This window comes from Noviherbaspirillum autotrophicum (genome assembly GCF_000818395.1).
Classification (GTDB): Bacteria; Pseudomonadota; Gammaproteobacteria; order Burkholderiales; family Burkholderiaceae_D; genus Noviherbaspirillum; species Noviherbaspirillum autotrophicum.
Genome location: NZ_JWJG01000028.1, coordinates 4,432,228 through 4,450,382, shown reverse-complemented (window position 1 = coordinate 4,450,382; position 18,155 = coordinate 4,432,228). Strand labels below are relative to the sequence as shown.

At 57.7% G+C, this 18,155-nt stretch carries 18 protein-coding genes; 11 read left to right on the top strand and 7 right to left on the bottom strand.

The window, feature by feature from the left end:
* Positions 1–2: 2 nt before the first annotated feature.
* From rfaE1 to cysM, 3 genes are all read left to right on the top strand, one after another.
* Positions 3–923, top strand: coding sequence for a D-glycero-beta-D-manno-heptose-7-phosphate kinase (gene rfaE1, locus TSA66_RS21895; protein WP_232429515.1), 921 nt, complete (start codon positions 3–5; stop codon positions 921–923).
* A 118-nt stretch (positions 924–1,041) separates the two neighbouring features.
* Positions 1,042–1,401, top strand: coding sequence for a ComEA family DNA-binding protein (locus TSA66_RS21890; protein ID WP_040041517.1), 360 nt, complete (start codon positions 1,042–1,044; stop codon positions 1,399–1,401).
* 135 nt (positions 1,402–1,536) lie between these two features.
* Complete coding sequence (gene cysM, locus TSA66_RS21885) at positions 1,537–2,439, top strand: cysteine synthase CysM (RefSeq protein ID WP_040042864.1); 903 nt, start codon at positions 1,537–1,539, stop codon at positions 2,437–2,439.
* Positions 2,440–2,455: 16 nt separating this feature from the next.
* Here cysM and TSA66_RS21880 read toward each other — a convergent pair whose 3' ends face one another.
* Complete coding sequence (locus TSA66_RS21880) at positions 2,456–2,818, bottom strand: hypothetical protein (RefSeq protein ID WP_052452513.1); 363 nt, start codon at positions 2,816–2,818, stop codon at positions 2,456–2,458.
* A 474-nt stretch (positions 2,819–3,292) separates the two neighbouring features.
* Positions 3,293–3,898, bottom strand: coding sequence for a DUF1415 domain-containing protein (locus TSA66_RS21875; RefSeq protein WP_052452693.1), 606 nt, complete (start codon positions 3,896–3,898; stop codon positions 3,293–3,295).
* A gap of 133 nt (positions 3,899–4,031) precedes the next feature.
* Here TSA66_RS21875 and TSA66_RS21870 point away from each other — a divergent pair, with 133 nt between their 5' ends.
* From TSA66_RS21870 to TSA66_RS21855, 5 genes are all read left to right on the top strand, one after another.
* Positions 4,032–4,568 (top strand): YaeQ family protein, encoded by a 537-nt coding sequence (locus TSA66_RS21870; RefSeq protein WP_040041516.1) that lies wholly within the window; start codon positions 4,032–4,034, stop codon positions 4,566–4,568.
* A gap of 596 nt (positions 4,569–5,164) precedes the next feature.
* Positions 5,165–5,287 carry a DUF6527 family protein gene (locus TSA66_RS28120; protein WP_332309953.1) on the top strand — a complete coding sequence of 41 codons (123 nt, stop codon included), beginning with the start codon at positions 5,165–5,167 and terminating at the stop codon, positions 5,285–5,287.
* 354 nt (positions 5,288–5,641) lie between these two features.
* Positions 5,642–6,574: a hypothetical protein gene (locus TSA66_RS21865; protein WP_040041515.1), complete on the top strand. Its 933-nt coding sequence runs from the start codon at positions 5,642–5,644 to the stop codon at positions 6,572–6,574.
* Between the two features lie 15 nt (positions 6,575–6,589).
* Positions 6,590–7,903, top strand: coding sequence for a phosphoribosyltransferase-like protein (locus tag TSA66_RS21860; protein WP_040041514.1), 1,314 nt, complete (start codon positions 6,590–6,592; stop codon positions 7,901–7,903).
* A 204-nt stretch (positions 7,904–8,107) separates the two neighbouring features.
* Positions 8,108–8,704, top strand: a complete 597-nt coding sequence (locus tag TSA66_RS21855) for a hypothetical protein (RefSeq protein ID WP_157691753.1) — start codon at positions 8,108–8,110, stop codon at positions 8,702–8,704.
* Between the two features lie 189 nt (positions 8,705–8,893).
* On the opposite strand, the gene TSA66_RS21850 is transcribed toward TSA66_RS21855, so the two are convergent.
* From TSA66_RS21850 to TSA66_RS21830, 5 genes are all read right to left on the bottom strand, one after another.
* Positions 8,894–9,625, bottom strand: a complete 732-nt coding sequence (locus TSA66_RS21850; protein ID WP_040041512.1) for a hypothetical protein — start codon at positions 9,623–9,625, stop codon at positions 8,894–8,896.
* A 500-nt stretch (positions 9,626–10,125) separates the two neighbouring features.
* Positions 10,126–11,262: a lytic murein transglycosylase B gene (gene mltB, locus TSA66_RS21845; RefSeq protein WP_040041511.1), complete on the bottom strand. Its 1,137-nt coding sequence runs from the start codon at positions 11,260–11,262 to the stop codon at positions 10,126–10,128.
* On the bottom strand, positions 11,253–13,295 hold the full coding sequence (locus TSA66_RS21840; protein WP_052452692.1) for a transglutaminase TgpA family protein: 2,043 nt from the start codon (positions 13,293–13,295) through the stop codon (positions 11,253–11,255). The genes mltB and TSA66_RS21840 overlap by 10 nt, the downstream gene beginning before the upstream one ends.
* A 5-nt stretch (positions 13,296–13,300) precedes the next feature.
* Positions 13,301–14,293 (bottom strand): DUF58 domain-containing protein, encoded by a 993-nt coding sequence (locus TSA66_RS21835; protein ID WP_040042860.1) that lies wholly within the window; start codon positions 14,291–14,293, stop codon positions 13,301–13,303.
* Positions 14,294–14,296: 3 nt separating this feature from the next.
* Complete coding sequence (locus TSA66_RS21830) at positions 14,297–15,217, bottom strand: AAA family ATPase (RefSeq protein ID WP_040041510.1); 921 nt, start codon at positions 15,215–15,217, stop codon at positions 14,297–14,299.
* Positions 15,218–15,410: 193 nt separating this feature from the next.
* Between TSA66_RS21830 and TSA66_RS21825 the strand changes: the two genes are divergently transcribed.
* Genes TSA66_RS21825 through TSA66_RS21815 form a run of 3 tightly spaced genes read left to right on the top strand, consistent with a single transcriptional unit; the run spans position 15,411 to position 18,082 of the window.
* Entirely contained in the window at positions 15,411–16,343 is a 933-nt protein-coding gene (locus TSA66_RS21825) for a histone deacetylase family protein (protein ID WP_040041509.1), read from the top strand.
* A gap of 52 nt (positions 16,344–16,395) precedes the next feature.
* The gene (gene ylqF / locus TSA66_RS21820) at positions 16,396–17,310 is read left to right on the top strand and encodes a ribosome biogenesis GTPase YlqF (RefSeq protein WP_084199809.1); all 915 of its coding nucleotides are present in this window, start codon (positions 16,396–16,398) and stop codon (positions 17,308–17,310) included.
* Entirely contained in the window at positions 17,297–18,082 is a 786-nt protein-coding gene (locus TSA66_RS21815) for an enoyl-CoA hydratase (RefSeq protein WP_040041507.1), read from the top strand. Before ylqF ends, TSA66_RS21815 begins: the two co-directional genes overlap by 14 nt.
* The last annotated feature ends 73 nt before the right edge of the window (positions 18,083–18,155 follow it).

The window sequence follows — 18,155 nt, the reverse complement described above, 5'->3', positions numbered from 1 at the left end:
CTATGCCGAAATCCTTGAATTCCGCACGTATCCTCGTGGTCGGCGATGTCATGCTGGACCGTTACTGGTTCGGCGACGTCAGCCGAATCTCGCCGGAAGCGCCGGTGCCGGTGGTGCGGGTGGAGCGCCGCGAAGAGCGACTGGGCGGCGCCGCCAACGTGGCGCGCAATGCCGTCGCGCTGGGCGCCTATACCGGCTTGCTCGGCGTGGTCGGCAAGGACGAGGCGGGCGACGCGGTGCAGGAGCTGGTGACGGGCCTGCACATCAACAGTTATCTCAATCGCGACACGGCCATCCCCACCATCATTAAGCTGCGTGTGATCGGACGCCAGCAGCAGTTGCTGCGCATTGATTTCGAGGACCCGCCCAGCGAAACCGTATTGCGCGACAAGCTAAGCCAGTTCAATGCGCTGCTGCCGGAGTACGACGTGATCGTATTGTCCGATTACGCGAAAGGCAGCCTCGTCAATGTGGCCCACATGATTACCGCTGCGAGAGCGGCCGGCAAGCGTATCTTGGTCGACCCCAAGGGCGACGATTTCTCGCGCTACAAGGGAGCGTCCATTCTGACGCCAAACAAGTCGGAGCTGCGGCATGTGGTTGGCTCATGGAAGACTGAGGCCGAGCTGACCGAGAAGGCCCAGCGCCTGCGCTGTGCGCTGGAACTCGAAGCGTTGTTGCTGACGCGTTCGGAAGAGGGGATGTCGCTCTATACGGATGACGATGTCGTCCACATTCCGACCATTGCGCGCGAAGTGTTTGACGTGTCCGGAGCGGGCGACACGGTCATTGCGACGTTGGCCGCGATGCTTGGCAACGACATGCCGCTGGTCGACGCTGTATCAATCGCGAACCGGGCTGGCGGCATTGTCGTTGGAAAACTCGGTACCGCAACCGTTACCAGAGAAGAGCTGTTCGGCTAACATCGCCCGCCAAAATAGATAACATTTTGTCAACGATTGTAGATGTTGAACGTTAGTACCGATCGGGAGACGCGAAACGCGTCAGTTCCAATACTCAATCTACTTGGAGAAATGACATATGTATAAGAAATTGTTTCTGGGTATGGCGGCGTTTATTGCGACGATGGGTTTCGCCTTTGCCGACGTCGACGTTAACAAGGCCGATCAGGCAGCGCTCGATGGCGTCAAGGGCATTGGTCCGAAGATGTCAAAGTCGATTATCGACGAGCGCAAGAAGGGCGGCGACTTCAAGGATTGGAACGATCTTGAAACGCGCGTGAAAGGCATCGGCGAAAAGAGCGCAGCCAAGTTGTCTGCCAACGGTTTGACCGTCAATGGACAGCCAATGGCGAAGGCCCCTGCCGGTGAAGGCAAGCCTGCCAAAGCCGACGCGAAGGAAACGAAAAAGGATTCCAAAAAAGGCGAGTCGAAGAAATAAGCCACATCGACTCAGTCAAACCCCGCAGGTGCGAACCGCGGGGTTTTTTGTTTGCGCCACCAGAAACGGCGGTCCATACGTGCGACTGCGAGTCCGATTAAAATGACGCTTTACTTAAAGCAGTCGAAAGCCGCTATGCCTTATCTGACTATTGAAGACACGATCGGTAACACGCCGCTGGTGCAGCTCAAACGTATACCCGGCGTCGAGGCCGAGCGTCGTAACAACGTAATTCTCGCGAAGCTGGAGGGGAATAATCCTGCCGGTTCAGTCAAGGATCGCCCGGCAATGTCGATGGTCAAGCACGCGGAACAGCGTGGTGATATCAAGCCCGGCGATACGCTGATCGAGGCGACCAGCGGCAATACCGGTATTGCCTTGGCGATGGCAGCCGCCATGCGTGGCTACAAGATGGTGCTGATCATGCCGGAAAATCTGAGCGAGGAGCGGCGGCAGAGTATGGCCGCATACGGCGCCCGCATCGTCCTGACGCCGAAAACCGGGGGCATGGAGTATGCGCGGGACTTGGCCGAGCAGATGCAAAAGGAAGGTCAGGGAATCATCCTCGACCAGTTTTCCAATCCCGACAATCCGCGTGCGCATTACGAAGGCACCGGCCCGGAAATCTGGCGCGATACCGGCGGGCGTATCACCCATTTCGTCAGCGCGATGGGCACGACCGGCACCATCATGGGCGTATCTCATTACCTGAAGGAACAGAATCCGGAAATCCGGGTCATTGGTGCGCAGCCGGAGGAAGGTTCACAAATCCCGGGCATCCGGAAATGGCCGGAAGCGTACATGCCAAAGATTTACGATAAGACGCGCGTCGATCAGCTGGAGCCTGTGAGCCAGGCAGCGGCAGAGCAGATGGCGCGCCGGATGGCGATGGAAGAAGGGATATTTTGCGGCATCTCGTCAGCCGGGGCGTGCGAAGTCGCGCTGCGCATTGCCAATACGGTGGAGAACGCGACCATCGTGTTCATCGTATGCGATCGCGGCGACCGTTATTTGTCTACTGGCGTTTTCCCGGCCTAACAGGAAAAACGCCGGTTTATTCGGCCGTTTCTTCGTGCGGCTCGGTAGCGTTGCCGCCGAGCGGTTCCTTCGGCTTGAATTGCTTGTCGCTGATGCGGAACTTGTCGCGGCGGTCGCCCATCAGCGTACGCAGTTCCTTGATGCTGAGGTCGCTCACTTCATGCATGCGGATCAGCAGCGACGCGCCCACCGGCAAGCGGCGATGGCGGATCTTGCTGATCACGGGCGGCGCCACTTCAAGCGCGCGCGACAATGCCGCATCGTTCTTGAGATTGAGTTTTTCGATCAGCGCATCCAACAGATTATTGGGATCGTAATTCACCTGGTCGGCTAGGCGATTGCTGTTCATAGGATTGATGTTGTCTGATTGAGTAGTCATAGTCTCAATAATTCCATATTGCAAATTCGTTGTACAGAGAAATGCAGGCCATATGTTTTTAAAATGTTGTCTTTAAGGACACTATTTTAAATTAAGCAACATTGTATGGCTTGTAAAGATAAGTTGACGCTTTAAGACATGCGTTGCATTGTTGCAATATAGTGAAAAAATTTCAAAATTGCAATATTTAGCTATCCAAATCAGCTGCCACTGTTGCTTTACGAATAAGCATGAGTCGGGACAACCGGTGCAAGTGGAATTAGCGTGATGCGATTTGTTGTCGCGACGGATCACCAATACCAAGCGGCCAGTGCGAATTGCACGAGTTCGACGGCATTCTAACTAGCACGGGTATGGATCTGTTTGATAAGCCACAACCGGATTTTCAACGGAAAGCTGTTGTTAGACACGCATTAAATGTCATGCGCATTCTTCGATAAAAGCTTTGCCAGCATTTGAACAGAGCCGCGATGTTTAGTTCTTTTGCTTTTCATTATTCCCGTTCATTTCCGGCGGCATCCCGAAGGATGCCTTCAACTGGTTCCAGCCATGTTGTCCAAGTTTGCGCATCGTGGCGATATTCTTGTCGAAAATGTCACTCGCGTCCGGAAAGGCGGCGACAGCGCGATCAATGCTCGATTCGCGCAGCAGGTGCAGGGTCGGATAAGGCGCGCGATTGGTGCAGTTTTCGAGATCGTCCGGCGCGGTGCCGGCGAATTGGTACTGAGGGTGAAAGCTGGCGACCTGGATTTGCCCGGCCAGCGCGAGCTCGTCGACGGCTGCGTCGACTACATCAAGGAAATCGTTGAAATCGAGGAAGTTCGTCAGCACGCAAGGATGAATGAGCAAGGTCGTGTCGATCTCATCCGGCGGCGCGTCGCGCAGCATGATCAATTCCCTGATCAATTCGTCATGCAGCTCGCGTGGGGTGCGTGCTGCGCTGGCGACAAAACGGATTTGCTCGCGGACATAAACCGACTTCGCGAATGGGCACAGATTCAGCCCGATCACGGCCTTTTCCACCCAGCGGCGGGTTGCGTCGATTACATCTTGCGAAGAAAAACTATCTGGCATGCTCATCATCTCGGCCCATAAATAATCATTATGCCCTCCCGCAGCCGCCAGCGCAGGGGCGAAGTGGCGCCGCCCGATGCTTTCCTGTACAGTTGCCGGCCACAATATGCATCACGGTGCCTCGGTACCCGCACACGCCATGGCTCTCAAAGCAACCATATTCAAGGTCGACCTGCAGGTCGCCGACATGGACCGTAATTATTACGCCGACCACGCGCTGACGATCGCGCGCCATCCCTCCGAAACCGACGAGCGCATGATGGTACGTGTGCTGGCCTTTGCCCTGCATGCGCACGAGGCGCTGGCATTCAGCAAGGGCTTGAGCGCCGACGACGAGCCCGACCTGTGGCAAAAGGATCTGACCGGCGCGATTGAACTCTGGATCGAGGTCGGTCAGCCCGACGAAAAGCGCATGCTCAAGGCATGCGGGCGAGCGGCGCAAGTCGTAGTTTACAGTTACAGCGCTACCAGCCATATCTGGTGGAATCAGCTCGCGGGCAAGGTTGAGCGCGCCAGGAACCTGCGCGTAGTGAACCTGCCGGCGGAAGCCACGATGGCGCTTGCAAAACTGGCGCAGCGCACGATGCAGGTTCAGTGCACGATCCAGGACGGGCAGATCTGGATGAGCTGCGGCGAGCACACCGTGCAGCTCGATCCGGCCCTACTCAAAGAATAGGCCTGATTTAGCCCGGTCTGTGGGTTAACTCATAAAGTGGGATAAGCAAAAAATCTTACTTTATGCGTCAAAAATCCCATCTTATGAAGCGGCATTCACGTTAAACCACTGATTTTCAAATAAGCTGAGTCCCACGTTATGGCGCGGAAGTCTCATCGTGACTTTGCAGTCGGGCATGCCATGAGACTTTATTCAAGCAACAGTGAGGAAAATCCCATCTTATGCGCGAAAACGGTCAGAAAATCCCTGCTTATGCGGATGATTAATCCCACCTTATGCCGCGGCTTATGTTGAGGAGAGCGAAGACAACGTCGTGCATTCGTCAGCAGAAATGTTTGAAGCCGTGACGTCGGACCGGTACGGTGGTGTGTCTTGCGGATCGGTATGGCAAGAAAATTGGCATCAGGCAGCAGGCGACCGAGGTTGTGTGAAAACGAGGTTTTTCCGTTAAGCCAGTACGTAATAAGGGAGAAGACGGACACTAGCCTGCTAAATGTTGTAGTCGCCGCTCTCGATTTTCACGTTTTCACACGGCCTCGACCCACTGCGGTCACACAATCCAAAGCGGCCATTGCTGGAGCATCCAGTCCTTTTTAATGAGGGGGGCACTTTCGCTAAATCCTAAAAGACGCCCTCGCTGGACTGTTGAACAAAACTTTTGGCGCTGTCCAACTATTTCGCCATCGACCTATCAGCAGAACGTGTGCAGCTGTTATTAGGCAGCAGCAGATTGAGTGGCGCATGCGATGAGCTGAAGGCGGGGTCAAAAGGATATGATCAGGTTCACTTGCAACCGATGTGTAGCCGCTTGGTTTTTCGATGTTTTGTATGCTTTTCTTGGTGTGCTACAATTCTGTCATGGTGGGGCTTTAAAAACGACAGCATATCCTTTTGATTATGATGTCCTAAAGCCCGCGTAGCTTTCGGCCTGCGGGCCGCTAGCGCAAAATTCGCCAGAGGGGTGGACGCGCTAAAGACCCTGTCCTGACCAAGATGCTGACTTGGCTGGTCTGATTATTGCAGCGAACACGCCCACGTATGTGGGCAGTTGTTTTTTTAGGGGCAGGGATCTTATGTTGGAACCGACTTCGGCAGTTCTCCCTGAACTCCACAAACAAGCTGTTCTCGATAAACTCGCCCCTCTACTGCATGAGCTTGGTGCAGCAAAGATACCAGGTTCACGCCTTGCACCGTTAATCGACTCGGTGCTTCCGGCTGGCACCAATTACCGGCTGTTCGTCCAAGGTCGTAAGCCAGCAAACTTGCGTGCTTTTGTAGAGCAATATCTCAAAGGTTTGGTCGAAGTTACCACAGAGAAAAGTGGAACGGACCCGATCTACAACATTCCATCTGCATCATCGGCCAAGGGCAAGATTCGAGCGTATGGCATGCTTTGGAAGAGCTTTGTGGCTGTTGCACCAAGCCGACAGTTGTTCTTTGACAGATCGACATCGGAACTTAATCTCCGCGAGTCTTCGTCGCCCGCTTTGGCTGAGACGCCAACAATACATTCAGTCACTATTGCTGAATTCGAAGCAATGCGAGGCCGGTTTTTGACCTTGCTAGAGGAAAGTGGTGAGGCAACGCCAGAACTGAAGGCGCTTTTGGACTGTGATGTCCCGGTTACCTACCAAGTTTGGATTTCCAGATTAAAGTCGACAACACCTCGATTGGATCGCCGGTGGCAGGAATTCCGGCGCGATTCGATTCTGCGTTTATTTGAGTCACGCTTGATCGGTCTCGCAGTCCAGGGTGATCGCATCGAAGAGCTTAAGCTTCAATTACTGCGAGACTTTGAACAAACGCGTGCTGGAAAATTAGAAGCGGAGCCAGCCGCTGTGCTGGATACCGGCGATGTTTCATCTGGCGGCCAGAAAGAAGCTAAGGAAAAGCATGCGCGCGAATTGCTGCGCGCTGTAGTCGATCGAATGACGATGGAGCAGATGCAGGGCGTGAATATACCGTTCTCGATCGTGCTGGAACTGATTAAACATTTGCCTCAGTAAAAGAGTACGGACGCAATGGTCCAACTAATCGTTGCGGTTGGCCCTGACCATGCGCAGGAACTGGCAGCCGACCTTGAAGAAAGAACTGCCGGTAGATGGACTGGCCACCTTCTGATAGCCAGCCTTGGTGACGACAAGGTATCCAACAACGCTGATATCGAAGCGTTCGCAGCCAATTACGCGGTCGTTCCGATCATTGTAATGGCTAGCATGACTTCTGCTTCATTAGAAGTGAACCCGATGGTTCGGCGCTTGACCCGGGACCAGGTCATTCAACAGGTCAATCAATGGCTTAAGCAGAGCGGTTTATCGTGGCGCGATAACGCCGAAGCATGTCGCCAAAAGGGCACGTTCACTTGGATGGAATGGGGGAAATGGCGTAAACAGTTCGAATTGGTCGACCCTGATAAAGGCCCTCGTGTTGCGGCCGCCATTTTGGCGCAGCTTCGGATTGCGACAAGTCAGGAAGTTGCGAGTTGGTTTGATGGGCTTGAGGCGGTCGACCACAGTGTCTACTACATCGGATCAGATCCCCATAGCGGTGACCACGCGCTTGTAAGCATGCTGGCGAGCAGGATTGAGGGCGCGAACGTGAGCGACGTTCAAACAATGCCTGTTCTGCCTCCAAACAGCAAGATACGCTATTACGGCGATGCGTCGTGGAGCGGTGGAGAGGCAGAACGACGGATCTCATGCTTGTTTACGCCATGCGAGAACAAGACGCATTCTCTAAGCAAAGAGGATACGCTGTTCATCCGGATGGCCTTTATTACCGACTTGGGCGAAGAGAAACTGCAGGAGGCTATCGCGCAACTGCATGACCAGAGGAAATGTAATCGTACTAGAGTGAAGATCTCGGTACCGCATGGTCACCGCTTGGAGGTAGACCCGAGCGGCCGCATGAAAGGCTTGGCCTTCCAAAATCCAGATATCCTCAAATACGTCGACCCAGATGATCCAAGTTTTATGCGAGCGTTTTGTAAGCGAATTGGTGGCAGAATCGCCAAGGGCCGCGAACTTGGGACTGAAGATATCGCATCGACTATTGCCTTCGAGTTTAGTCTTCCTCGCGCGATGTTACCTGTGTTGATTTTCGGCGGGCGGCCAGTTAAAGCTGCTGATGGAACTGAGTTCATATGGAAACCGCTGATGGAGAGTAAGCACGTCACCAAGCCTGCGCGCTCTAACCAAGAAGCCCATTGTGTTGCGTGCGCACTCCAGCCACGAAAGCCCCAACCTGAAGCTGCCTCGGCGCTACCACCGCAACTGCCCAACGTGGCGTCGCTCCCGGCAGTGCCGGCTGCATCTTCGACAATTCAGAGCAGCTGAAAGAACCGCCTTGATCGCTTTAGGTCCAGGCGGGGCTGGCAGCAACAACACTCGCAAGTCGGCAAAGCCGCTATATTCCCAAGGTGATGCTTAGAAGCGCTACGGTCTTTTAGGGCTGCCAATTGTCCCGCCATATTTGGTGGAGTCAAATTTGACGCCACCGATTTTATCGCGTACCCTTCTGTTTCTTTAACGGAGGCAGTGATGACTATCCCGACTTTCAATCCAGGCTCTTATACTGATATCTCATCTCATCCGGCGAGCATTCGACTTTGGTCGTTTCTAAATCGTGACGAATCGAAGATAAAAATGAAGACGGCATCCAACCTCGGACGGCCGGCGCTGGAAGCAGTGGCAGACGATCTTCTCGCAGAGTTCAGTGAGCAGTTTGTTGAGAACAACCCGCATCGTGATCGTTTCAAACAAATGGCCGGGGCGATGACCAGACAGGTCATGGAGTCCGAGGGGTATTTTTGGGTTCGCGACAATGTACCGCTCTCAGGTGCTCCGTTTTCTCGTGCGTCGAAGTATCGCCATCGTGAAGCCGTCGAGTTCCACATCTGGCGGCTCTCCACTGATATACGGTTCGTCGGTGTTACCCTTGAAAAGTCGGGCAAGAAACTGCCGCGCCAACAGGATGGCGAATGGGTCTACTGGAAGCGCGTCGACGGTAGCCTACTTGAAGGGAAGCTTCACTTGAGCATAGCAGCAGGCATCGCAGACGTTTCGGATGCCTTGAAGGGATTAAAAAAGCATGGTGCTTACGCGACCCATACGCAACGAATAATGCGAGCAGCGTGACTCCCTCCAGTTGTGGTCAAGCTCATCTCAGCAGTTTGAGTGGCAGTTTAATGTCTGTTATTGGCACTTTTCTGCCTATGCACACACTAAAACATGTAGTTCTCAGGCAGAGTCGCTAGCCGCCGCACATCTTCGTTACTCAGGCCTACATGAACGATGAAGGCAGCGATAGGCTCTTGTCTACGTTCTCTAGGATAAACCGTCCGCCATCAGCTTAATCAGTGTCGCACGTCGTTTCCGTGCTGGATGCGCCTTATGTTCCGCAAGCAGACGGTCTTGGTCCTCCTTCCTGATGAATGATGACGGCTCCGCGTTTTGATAGACGGGCGCAATGACTAAGCGCTCAATGTTTGCCTGATCCGCCAGCTTCTCCAAGCGCTTGGATGTTGTCGAAACTGACTGCGCAATGCTACAAAGAGCAACCCAGCTTTCGGAAAACTCACAGATAGATTTTCGGCAGATGTACGTCTTTTGCTTTGGCTTCGACCGCAATAATCCAACCTTAACAAGACCCGGAACAGCCTTCGCATCACAACCGATTAATCGTGCGGCATCGGCAAGAGAGCAGTAGTCCTGGCGTGAGGCGTTCAGACGGCATCGCCAAGCGAAATCGTGCGCCTCTTGAAGGCTAAAGAAAATACTGTCGATTGAATCGCCCCATCTTCCAAGCGCCTTAATTTTTCCGTCAAGGTAGTCCTTCACAAACTGTGCCTTGCTCCGGTCGGATCCGAACTTCAGGTGGCGCATGATGTCCGTGAAGGCCATGGCATTGGGCGAAGAGGGAGCGATATCTTCGACCAGTAGCGTCCGCTGCAGCAGACGCTCTGAAAAATTGCAGACTTCTTGTTCAGTGTAGCCGGTGGCGATAGACGGCGTTTGGGGGCCGAGAAAATACCCTGTGCGTTTAAGGTCCTGGAGCACAGGTTTCGGCAGTCCCAGTAGCTTCGCGGGTTTCCCTCGTCCACGGCAGTTCACTCTGCGTCGTAAGGGCTAACCGGAAGTCGCCTTTCAACCTTCTAGACCCTACCTACTTGGCGGTATTACGATTCCCGTAGCGGAATCGAGTATCGGGTAGGGTATGTGGCATATCTGCAACTGTTGGTAGCCAGAAATACGCCAAAGATTCCCGCAGGAAATGACTCACCGGGCGATGCACTATCTAAAAATGCATTTATTTCTTGGTAGACAGTAATTTTAAAGGATTGGTCCATCTACGACATGAGGCTGAGCACCAAAAAAGGCCCAGATAGGCCCCTCGATCATGCAATGATAAGAATATCCCATCTTATGCGGTTGTTTAGTCCCACCTTATGAGGTTGTAAATCCCATCTTATGAGGTTGTAAATCCCATCTTATGGGGTGTCGAATCCCACTTTATGCGTTAAAAATCCCAACTTATGGGTGAACACACACGGTCTGTGCTAACTTCCGCGCGCGTTGCGTACTGCGCGACCCAGGTCGACCACCGACATCGCGTAGAAGAAGCTGCGGTTGTACCGCGTGATGGCGAAGAAATTGGCCGAGCCGAGCCAGTATTCGGTCGGCTCGCCGCCGTTTTGCAGGTCGACTAAGCCGAACTGCATATCGGCCGGCGGCTCGACACCCGGCGCCACGCCGGACGCCTTCAGCTCGTCGAGCTTGAACTTGGCTTCCAACCCCTGCCCGATGAAGATGTCCCATGAGCGGCCGCTTTCCGCATTCGAGACGGAGGCCGGGAATACGATCGGCTCGCCGCGCTGCCAGCCGTGTTCTGCCAGGAAGTGCGCGACGCTGCCGATGGCGTCGACAGGCGAATTACGCAAATCGATCCTCCCGTCGCCGTCGAAATCCACGGCGTACTTGCGTATGCTGCCCGGCATGAACTGCGGCCAGCCGATCGCGCCGGCGTACGAGCCCAGCAGGGTGAATGGATCGATTCCCGACTCGCGCGCAAACAGCAGCGTGTTTTCCAGTTCACCGCGGAAGAATTTCATGCGCGATACGCGATTCGGCGTATCGGGATAATCGAAGGACAGCGTGGTCAGTGCGTCGAGCACGCGGAAGTTGCCGGTATTGCGGCCATAGATCGTTTCGACGCCGATGATGCCGACGATGATTTCGGCCGGAACGCCGTATTGCTCTTCGGCGCGCGCCAGTGCCTCGGCATTGGCGTTCCAGAAGGCGACGCCGGCGTTGATGCGCACCGGTTCGACGAAGCGCTCGCGATACGCGTGCCAGTTCTTGGGACGTCCCGGCGGCGCCGGCTTGATCAGCTGAATGGTGGTGTCGACATAGCGCGCCTTGCGGAAAATTGCTTCCAGTTCGGCGCGCTCGAATCCATGCTGGTCGATCATCTGGTCGATGAACTCCGACACTTCCTTCCATTGCGTGAAGTTGGCGAATTCGCCAAGGTCATCGGGCGCGGCAGCGACCTTGCGGATCGCGGCCTTGGCTGCGGATTTGGCAGGGAGCTTGCCGGCGGCTTGCTTGGGATGCGGATTGGCGTGCACTGCAACTGCGGCCAGCAGCGAGGAGAGAACTGCGCAACGGCTGGCGTGCTTCAAAAAAATCATCGACATTCAGCTAACAGGGTTTTCAATTGAGAGAGGTAGGATAGCGGTGCTTTCTCCGGCGCGCCATACCGGACCGTTTCATACAGCGCCAGAAAGCGCCCGATCGCCGCTTTCGTTGCCGCAGGCAGCGGCGCGTCAGGTGCGGTCAGTCGCGCGCCGTAAGCGCGTGGCCCTTCATGCGGTGCGCGCGGGAAGCCCAGGTTCGCCATTCGCCTGCATAACGACTGGTAGATCGCGTCGATCGGATCGCGCTTTGGCCGGCCCGCCAGCAACGGCAGCAGGATGGACGCCATCACGGCGGCGCCGACTGCCAGCATGACGATCGCCATGGTACGCCAATCGACCTTGTCGAAGCCGAGCGCCCTGAAAAAATTCCTTTGTTTTTCCGGCGTGTAGTTCAGCACCCACTGGTTCCATGCATTGGTGACCGCTTCCCAGTTCTGGCGCAGCCGCTGCAGTTGCGCGATCCACGCGCTGCGGCTGCCGTCCAGCGTGATCAGGCCGCCGAACGCGCGGCGCGGGATGACGCTGGCGAGGTTCTGTTCGACCCGCCCTGGGGAGACTGCGGCGGTCGGATCGACGCGCACCCAGCCGCGCCTGTCGAGCCAGACTTCCGCCCACGCATGCGCGTCCGACTGGCGCACCGTCAAAAAGCCGTCGGCCGGATTGATTTCGCCGCCCTGATAGCCGGTCACCACGCGCGCCGGAATGCCCGATGCGCGCATGAGTACGACGAAGGCTCCAGAATAGTGTTCGCAGAATCCGGCCCGGGTCGAGAACAGGAATTCATCGACGGCATGCCTGCCCAGCGGTGGCGGTTCCAGCGTATAGCGAAAACCTTGGTCGCGGAAGAAGCGCAGCGCGGCATGTATGACGTCTTCATTGTTGTTGGCTTGACTACGCAGGCGCGCGGCGAACGCCTGCGTGCGCGGATTGAAGCCGGGCGGCAGCTCCAGCCACTGCGGTAAGACCGCAGGCGGGGCATTCGGTTGCAGGTCGAAATCGACAAACGACGTCGCATCGTAGCGCACCCTTTCGTTAATCGCCTGCGATGACAAAAGTTGCAAGTCGGGCGTCACGAAGGCGGGATTGCCAGCAAGGACAGGCAGGGCGCGCGGCACTTCCAGTGCGAACAGCCAGCGTCGGCCATGCGGCTCCAGCGTCACCTGATAGCGGGTCGGTGCGCCTCGCGTATTGATGATGACCTGGCCGGCAACAGGGCGCACAGGCGGCGACCAGGTGCGTCCGTCATACCTGCCGAGCACGATGCCGCGCCAGTACAGCTGCGATTTCGCCGGTACCGGATCGAAGAACCTGACGCGGAACGCAATCTCGTCCGACAGCGCGAGCCGGGCGATATTCCCTGGCGACATGGTGTCGGACAGGCCGCTGCGGCCCGCTTGCGCATCGTCCGGCATGCCCCATAACGGCCCCTGAATGCGCGGGAATAGCACGAACAACGCCAGCATCAGCGGCGCAGACAGCAGCAGGATTTTCGCGCCCAGGCGCAGGCGCTGCGCAAGCGGTGGCACCGTGCCGGTGTATTGGAAAGACAATTGCGTGGTCAGGATCGCCATCACCGCGATGATGGTCACCAGCGCGGTGCCGATCGATTGCGAATAGAAATAGCCGGCCAGGATCAGGAAAAAGCTCAGGAACAGCGCCACGAACAGGTCGCGCTTGGCGTGCATTTCGAGCAGCTTCAGCGTGAGCAGCAGCGCCAGCATCGCCACGCCCGCATCGCGCCCGAACCAGGTGCGGTAACTGGCAAACACGCCGCCCATGGCCAGCAGCGCGACCGCCAGCAACATCCAGCGCGGCGGCATGCGGTTGCCGCGGAATGTGATCCAGCCGCGCCATGACAGGATGGCGGCACAGGATGGAAAGACCCATGCCGGCAAATGGCCGACGTGCAGCAGCAGCACCAGGCCGCAGGAAAACAGCAGCAACAGCGTGTCGGCCTTGTCCCGTGACAGCGGGCGTGATAAGGGGCGCGAGGCGCGCTGCCGCAGCGATTGGAAAGCGGGCACGGGGCGCATGCCGCTCAAGCCGTTTGAAACAACGCCAACGCGCACAGGCAGGCATCCTGGTGTGCCGGGCCGAGGGCGGCGGGAAAACTGACGTCACCCAGCCGAAACGCGTAAGGTAGGCCGCGCGCTTCGGCCTCGATGACCCAGCGCGTCATGCGCGACAGCCGGGTTTCGAGGTCAAGGCCGCGCGGCAGGGCAGAGAAATCGATCACGATTTCGGTCGCGGTGCCGCCTTCGAAATGCTTGGTGACGAGCGGGCCGCCAAGCGTGATATCGACCTTTGCGATGTGGCGCCATGCCAATCGCTGCGGCGAGTCGCCTGCCTGATAGCCGCGAATCCCGGCAAAATCATCCTGGCCGGCCGCCGCCGGGCCGCTACCGTTTTCCACGCCGGCTTGCGGCAGTGGCGGCGCGTCGTCTTCCGGGCGCGGATAGACCAGGGCTTGCGCGTCGGGCTGCCAGTAGCTCCAGGCGCGCAGCAAGCCGAGCGGGAAACGGGTCTGCAGGCGCACGCGCGGGGCCGGCAGCCAGCCGCGCACGCGTGCCGGCGTAGCCAGGACGACGGCGCGTGAGGCATGGGCAGCGATGTCCGCTGCCTGCGCCAGTTCCGGCCGGTCGTCGGCCGCAAAGTCGAGCCAGATCGCATAGCGGTCGTAGTTGCAGCGGTTGATCAGGTGCAGTTCAAACTGGGCATGTTCGCCGGCGAACACCGGCTTGGCGCGTCCCGCTATCAGGTGCAGGTGCGCCAGATTGCGGAAGGTCAGGTACATATCGACCAGCGCGCATCCGGCAACCAGGAAGGTGAACCCAAAGCCCAGGCTCAGGTTGTAATTGACCGAGGCGATGAACAGTGCGAGCAGCATCACGCAAAAGATCATGCCCGGGTGGGTCGGCATGATGAATACGCGCCGCTGTTTCAGGAAAACCTCGCCCGGCTCGGCGCCGCGCAAGCGGAACAGCCACTTGCTGGCGCGTTTGCGAAGGCTGTGTTCCAGCGCGCTGAGCATCATCTATACCGGAACCGATTTCATCAGCTGCAGCACCAGGTCGCGGCTCCCCAGCGCGGTGCTGCCCCCGGCTTTCAGCGGGCGCAGGCGATGCGCTGCAACAGGCACCAGCACCGCCTGCACGTCTTCCGGAATGACATGGTTGCGGCCTTCCAGCGCGGCCCAGGCACGCGCTGCGTACAGCAGCGCAATGGTCGCGCGCGGACTCAGTCCTTCGGCAAACAAGCCGCTGCGGCGCGAGGCCTGCGCCAGCGCCTGGATGTAGTCGATCAGCGCCGGCGAAGCGTGGATCTCCTTCAACGCGGCCTGCGCCGCCAGCAGTTCTTCCGGATGCATGGCGGTCGGCAGCGACTTGAGCATCGTGCGCCGGTCTTCGCCCATCAGCAAGGCGCGTTCGGCGGCGGCATCCGGGTAGCCGAGCGACAGGCACATCAGGAAGCGGTCGAGCTGCGATTCCGGCAACTGGAAAGTGCCGATCTGATGCGTCGGGTTCTGCGTTGCGATCACGAAATACGGTCGCGGCAATTCGCGGGTGACGCCATCGGCCGTGACTTGCCGCTCTTCCATTGCTTCCAGCAGCGCGGACTGGGTCTTGGGTGTGGCGCGATTGATCTCGTCGGCCAGCAGCACTTGGGTGAAGACCGGGCCGGGGTGGAACACAAAGCCGTTTTTCTCCCGGTCGAAAATCGAGACGCCGATCACGTCCGCCGGCAACAGGTCGCTGGTGAATTGCAGCCGGTTGAACTTCAGCCCGAGCGAGATCGCGAGCGCATGCGCGAGGGTGGTTTTGCCCACGCCCGGCACGTCCTCGATCAGCAAGTGGCCGCCAGCCAGCAGGCAAACCAGCGACTGGCGGATCTGCAGTTCCTTTCCGACGACGATCTGGCTGACTTGCTGGGCAACGGCGTGGACTTTGGCGAACATGAATTTTCCGGAGTGAGTGGAATGGACGAACAGTCTTCTTATTCCTGATTGAGCGCGCGCAAACGCTGCAAATTAAGGTATACCTGTATTACATCATTTTCTTGACTACACTATTAACACATCCCGTCTTCCGCGTCGCAGGACGCGGAACGAACCTCAGATTCTATTCGAGAACATCACGGTACATCGTTCCATGACCACCGCCATTTACACCCATCCCGATTGCAAGCGCCATGAAATGGGGCACTGGCATCCGGAATGTCCCGATCGCCTGCAGGCGATCGAAGACCAGCTGATCGCCAGCCAGATCGGCATCCTGCTGGAGCACCGCGAAGCGCCGGTGGTCGATCTTGCCGATATTGAACGCGTCCATACGCCGGCGGCGATCGCTCGTGTGCGCGACAGTGCCGCGTCGCTGGGCGCATCCGAATATTATCCGCTGGACCCGGACACCATACTGAATACGCATAGCTGGAAGGCTGCGCTCAGGGCGGCGGGCGCGGCGGTGGCGGCAACCGATGCGGTGATCGCGGGCGAAATCGAAAACGCGTTTTGCGCCATCCGCCCCCCGGGGCACCATGCGCTGCCGGGAGAAGCGATGGGATTTTGCCTGTTTGGTAACGTTGCGATCGCCGCCAAGCATGCGATGGAGGTGCGCGGCCTGAAACGCGTGGCAATTGTCGATTTCGATGTTCATCATGGTAACGGCAGCGAAGAGATTTTTCGCAACGATCCGCGCGTGCTGATGGTGAGTTTCTTCCAGCATCCATTTTATCCATACAGCGAATTGCGTCCGGCCGACAATATGGTGAATGTGCCGGTTCCGGCTTACACCACCGGCGAGGTGGTGCGCCAGTTGATCAGTGAGCAATGGCTGCCCGCGCTGCACAAGCATCGGCCCGAGATGATTTTTATCTCGGCCGGCTTCGATGCCCATCGCGAAGACGACCTCGGCCAGATGGGCCTGGTGGAAGCGGACTATGCATGGATCACGCACCAAGTGATGGCGGTTGCGCAGGAGCATGCGCAAGGGCGGATCGTCAGCTGCCTGGAAGGCGGATACGCCCTGTCGGCCCTCGGGCGCAGCGTCGTTGCGCACTTGAGGGTATTGGCTGGAGTCGATTGACGGGCAGTCAGCGGGTAAAATAGCGAATTGCCCCTTCCCAAGAAATTCCCGCATGTCCATACAATGGTTCCCCGGTCACATGAACGCCGCCCGCAAGAAAGCGGCGGAGTCCATGGAAAAGACCGACCTGGTCATCGAAGTGGTCGATGCGCGCCTGCCGCAGGCCAGCACCAATCCGATGATTGAGCAGTTGCGCAAATTTCGCCAGCGCCCCTGCCTGAAAATTCTCAACAAGGCCGACCTGGCCGACCCGGCCGCCACCAAGGCGTGGATCGAGTTTTACAACGCACAGAAAGGTATGACCGCAGTCGCGCTGAGCTGCAAGAAGCCGGCCGACGTTGCCAAGGTACCGCAGCTCGCCATGAAGCTGGCACCGCATCGCGGCACCGCGCTCAAGCCCTTGCGCATGATGATCATGGGTATTCCGAATGTCGGCAAATCGACATTGATGAATGCCTTGCTCAAGAAACGCGTGGCCGCCGTCGGTGACGAGCCGGCAGTGACCAAGACGCAGCAGCGCCTTTATCTCGGCAATAACATGGTGCTGGTCGACACGCCCGGCATGCTTTGGCCGAAGATCGAGCATCCCACCGATGGCCTGATGCTGGCCGCCAGCCATGCGGTCGGCGTCAATGCCGTCATCGAGGAAGAGGTCGCGACCTTTCTCGCGGACTTGCTGCTTGTTCGCTATCCGCAACTGCTGACTGCGCGCTACGCGTTTCCGACTGAAGGGATCGACGGCGTTTCTGTGATTGAAGGTATCGCAAAGCGTCGTGCATTCCGCCTCAAGGGCGGTGATCTGGATTTTGAAAAGGCGGCGCATACGTTGCTGCAGGATTACCGCAGCGGCGCCTTGGGCCGCATCAGCCTGGAAACGCCGGGCAGCCGGGAACAGTTGCTGGCGACTTACCAGCCGCCGCCCAGCCTGGGCGAACAACCGGAGGAGGGGGAAGATGACGACCGCTGAGCCGCCTTACGTGCTGTCTTCGCGCGCCGCAGGCGTGGCCACGCTCACGCTCAACCGCGGCGACAAGTTCAATCCGTTGTCGGAAGAAATGCTGGTGGCATTGCAGTCCGAACTCGACGCCATCAAGGCCGACGACAGCGTGCGCGTCGTGGTGCTGGCAGCTGCCGGCAAGGCGTTTTGCGCCGGGCACGACCTGAAGCAGATGCGCGCCCAGCCTTCGCATGCGTATTACAGAAAACTGTTCAATCAGTGCAGCAAGATGATGCTGACGATTCAGCACATGCCGCAGCCGGTGATCGCGCGCGTGCAGGGCATTGCGACGGCAGCCGGTTGCCAGCTGGTGGCAATGTGCGACTTGGCCGTGGCGGCGCGCGATGCGAAGTTTGCCGTATCCGGCGTGAATTATGGCTTGTTTTGTGCCACGCCTTCCGTTGGCCTGTCGCGTAACGTGTCACGCAAGCAGGCGATGGAAATGCTGTTGACCGGTGAATTCATCGATGCGGATACGGCGCGCGAGCGTGGCTTGGTGAACCGGGTCGTGCCTGTGGAGGAGCTTGATGCCGAAGTTGGCCGGCTGGCGTCGAGCATTCTTGCCAAGCCTGCGGTCGCGGTGGCGATGGGCAAGCAGCTGTTCTACAAGCAGTTGGAGATGGGCGTGGAGGCCGCCTATCAGCTCGCCGGGCAAACCATGGCATGCAACATGATGGACGAGGCGGCGCTGGAAGGTGTGCAGGCGTTTATCGAAAAGCGTGTGCCCAGCTGGAAGGCATAACCGACTGTCCCGAAGGCACGCTCGTTAACCGGCCGGTCAACGAGTGCCTGACGAGGATGGCAGCGTTGCCATG

What these genes read in the sequence shown, in the direction of transcription:
- TSA66_RS21815 (WP_040041507.1), top strand. Translation starts at nt 17,297, where the DNA reads ATGACGACCGCTGAGCCGCCTTACGTGCTGTCTTCGCGCGCCGCAGGC.
- mltB (WP_040041511.1), bottom strand. Translation starts at nt 11,262, where the DNA reads ATGTCGATGATTTTTTTGAAGCACGCCAGCCGTTGCGCAGTTCTCTCC.
- TSA66_RS28120 (WP_332309953.1), top strand. Translation starts at nt 5,165, where the DNA reads ATGAGGGGGGCACTTTCGCTAAATCCTAAAAGACGCCCTCGCTGGACT.
- TSA66_RS21855 (WP_157691753.1), top strand. Translation starts at nt 8,108, where the DNA reads ATGACTATCCCGACTTTCAATCCAGGCTCTTATACTGATATCTCATCT.
- TSA66_RS21890 (WP_040041517.1), top strand. Translation starts at nt 1,042, where the DNA reads ATGTATAAGAAATTGTTTCTGGGTATGGCGGCGTTTATTGCGACGATG.
- TSA66_RS21880 (WP_052452513.1), bottom strand. Translation starts at nt 2,818, where the DNA reads ATGACTACTCAATCAGACAACATCAATCCTATGAACAGCAATCGCCTA.
- TSA66_RS21870 (WP_040041516.1), top strand. Translation starts at nt 4,032, where the DNA reads ATGGCTCTCAAAGCAACCATATTCAAGGTCGACCTGCAGGTCGCCGAC.
- TSA66_RS21865 (WP_040041515.1), top strand. Translation starts at nt 5,642, where the DNA reads ATGTTGGAACCGACTTCGGCAGTTCTCCCTGAACTCCACAAACAAGCT.
- TSA66_RS21830 (WP_040041510.1), bottom strand. Translation starts at nt 15,217, where the DNA reads ATGTTCGCCAAAGTCCACGCCGTTGCCCAGCAAGTCAGCCAGATCGTC.
- rfaE1 (WP_232429515.1), top strand. Translation starts at nt 3, where the DNA reads ATGCCGAAATCCTTGAATTCCGCACGTATCCTCGTGGTCGGCGATGTC.
- ylqF (WP_084199809.1), top strand. Translation starts at nt 16,396, where the DNA reads ATGTCCATACAATGGTTCCCCGGTCACATGAACGCCGCCCGCAAGAAA.
- TSA66_RS21835 (WP_040042860.1), bottom strand. Translation starts at nt 14,293, where the DNA reads ATGCTCAGCGCGCTGGAACACAGCCTTCGCAAACGCGCCAGCAAGTGG.
- TSA66_RS21875 (WP_052452693.1), bottom strand. Translation starts at nt 3,898, where the DNA reads ATGAGCATGCCAGATAGTTTTTCTTCGCAAGATGTAATCGACGCAACC.
- TSA66_RS21825 (WP_040041509.1), top strand. Translation starts at nt 15,411, where the DNA reads ATGACCACCGCCATTTACACCCATCCCGATTGCAAGCGCCATGAAATG.
- TSA66_RS21860 (WP_040041514.1), top strand. Translation starts at nt 6,590, where the DNA reads ATGGTCCAACTAATCGTTGCGGTTGGCCCTGACCATGCGCAGGAACTG.
- cysM (WP_040042864.1), top strand. Translation starts at nt 1,537, where the DNA reads ATGCCTTATCTGACTATTGAAGACACGATCGGTAACACGCCGCTGGTG.
- TSA66_RS21840 (WP_052452692.1), bottom strand. Translation starts at nt 13,295, where the DNA reads ATGCGCCCCGTGCCCGCTTTCCAATCGCTGCGGCAGCGCGCCTCGCGC.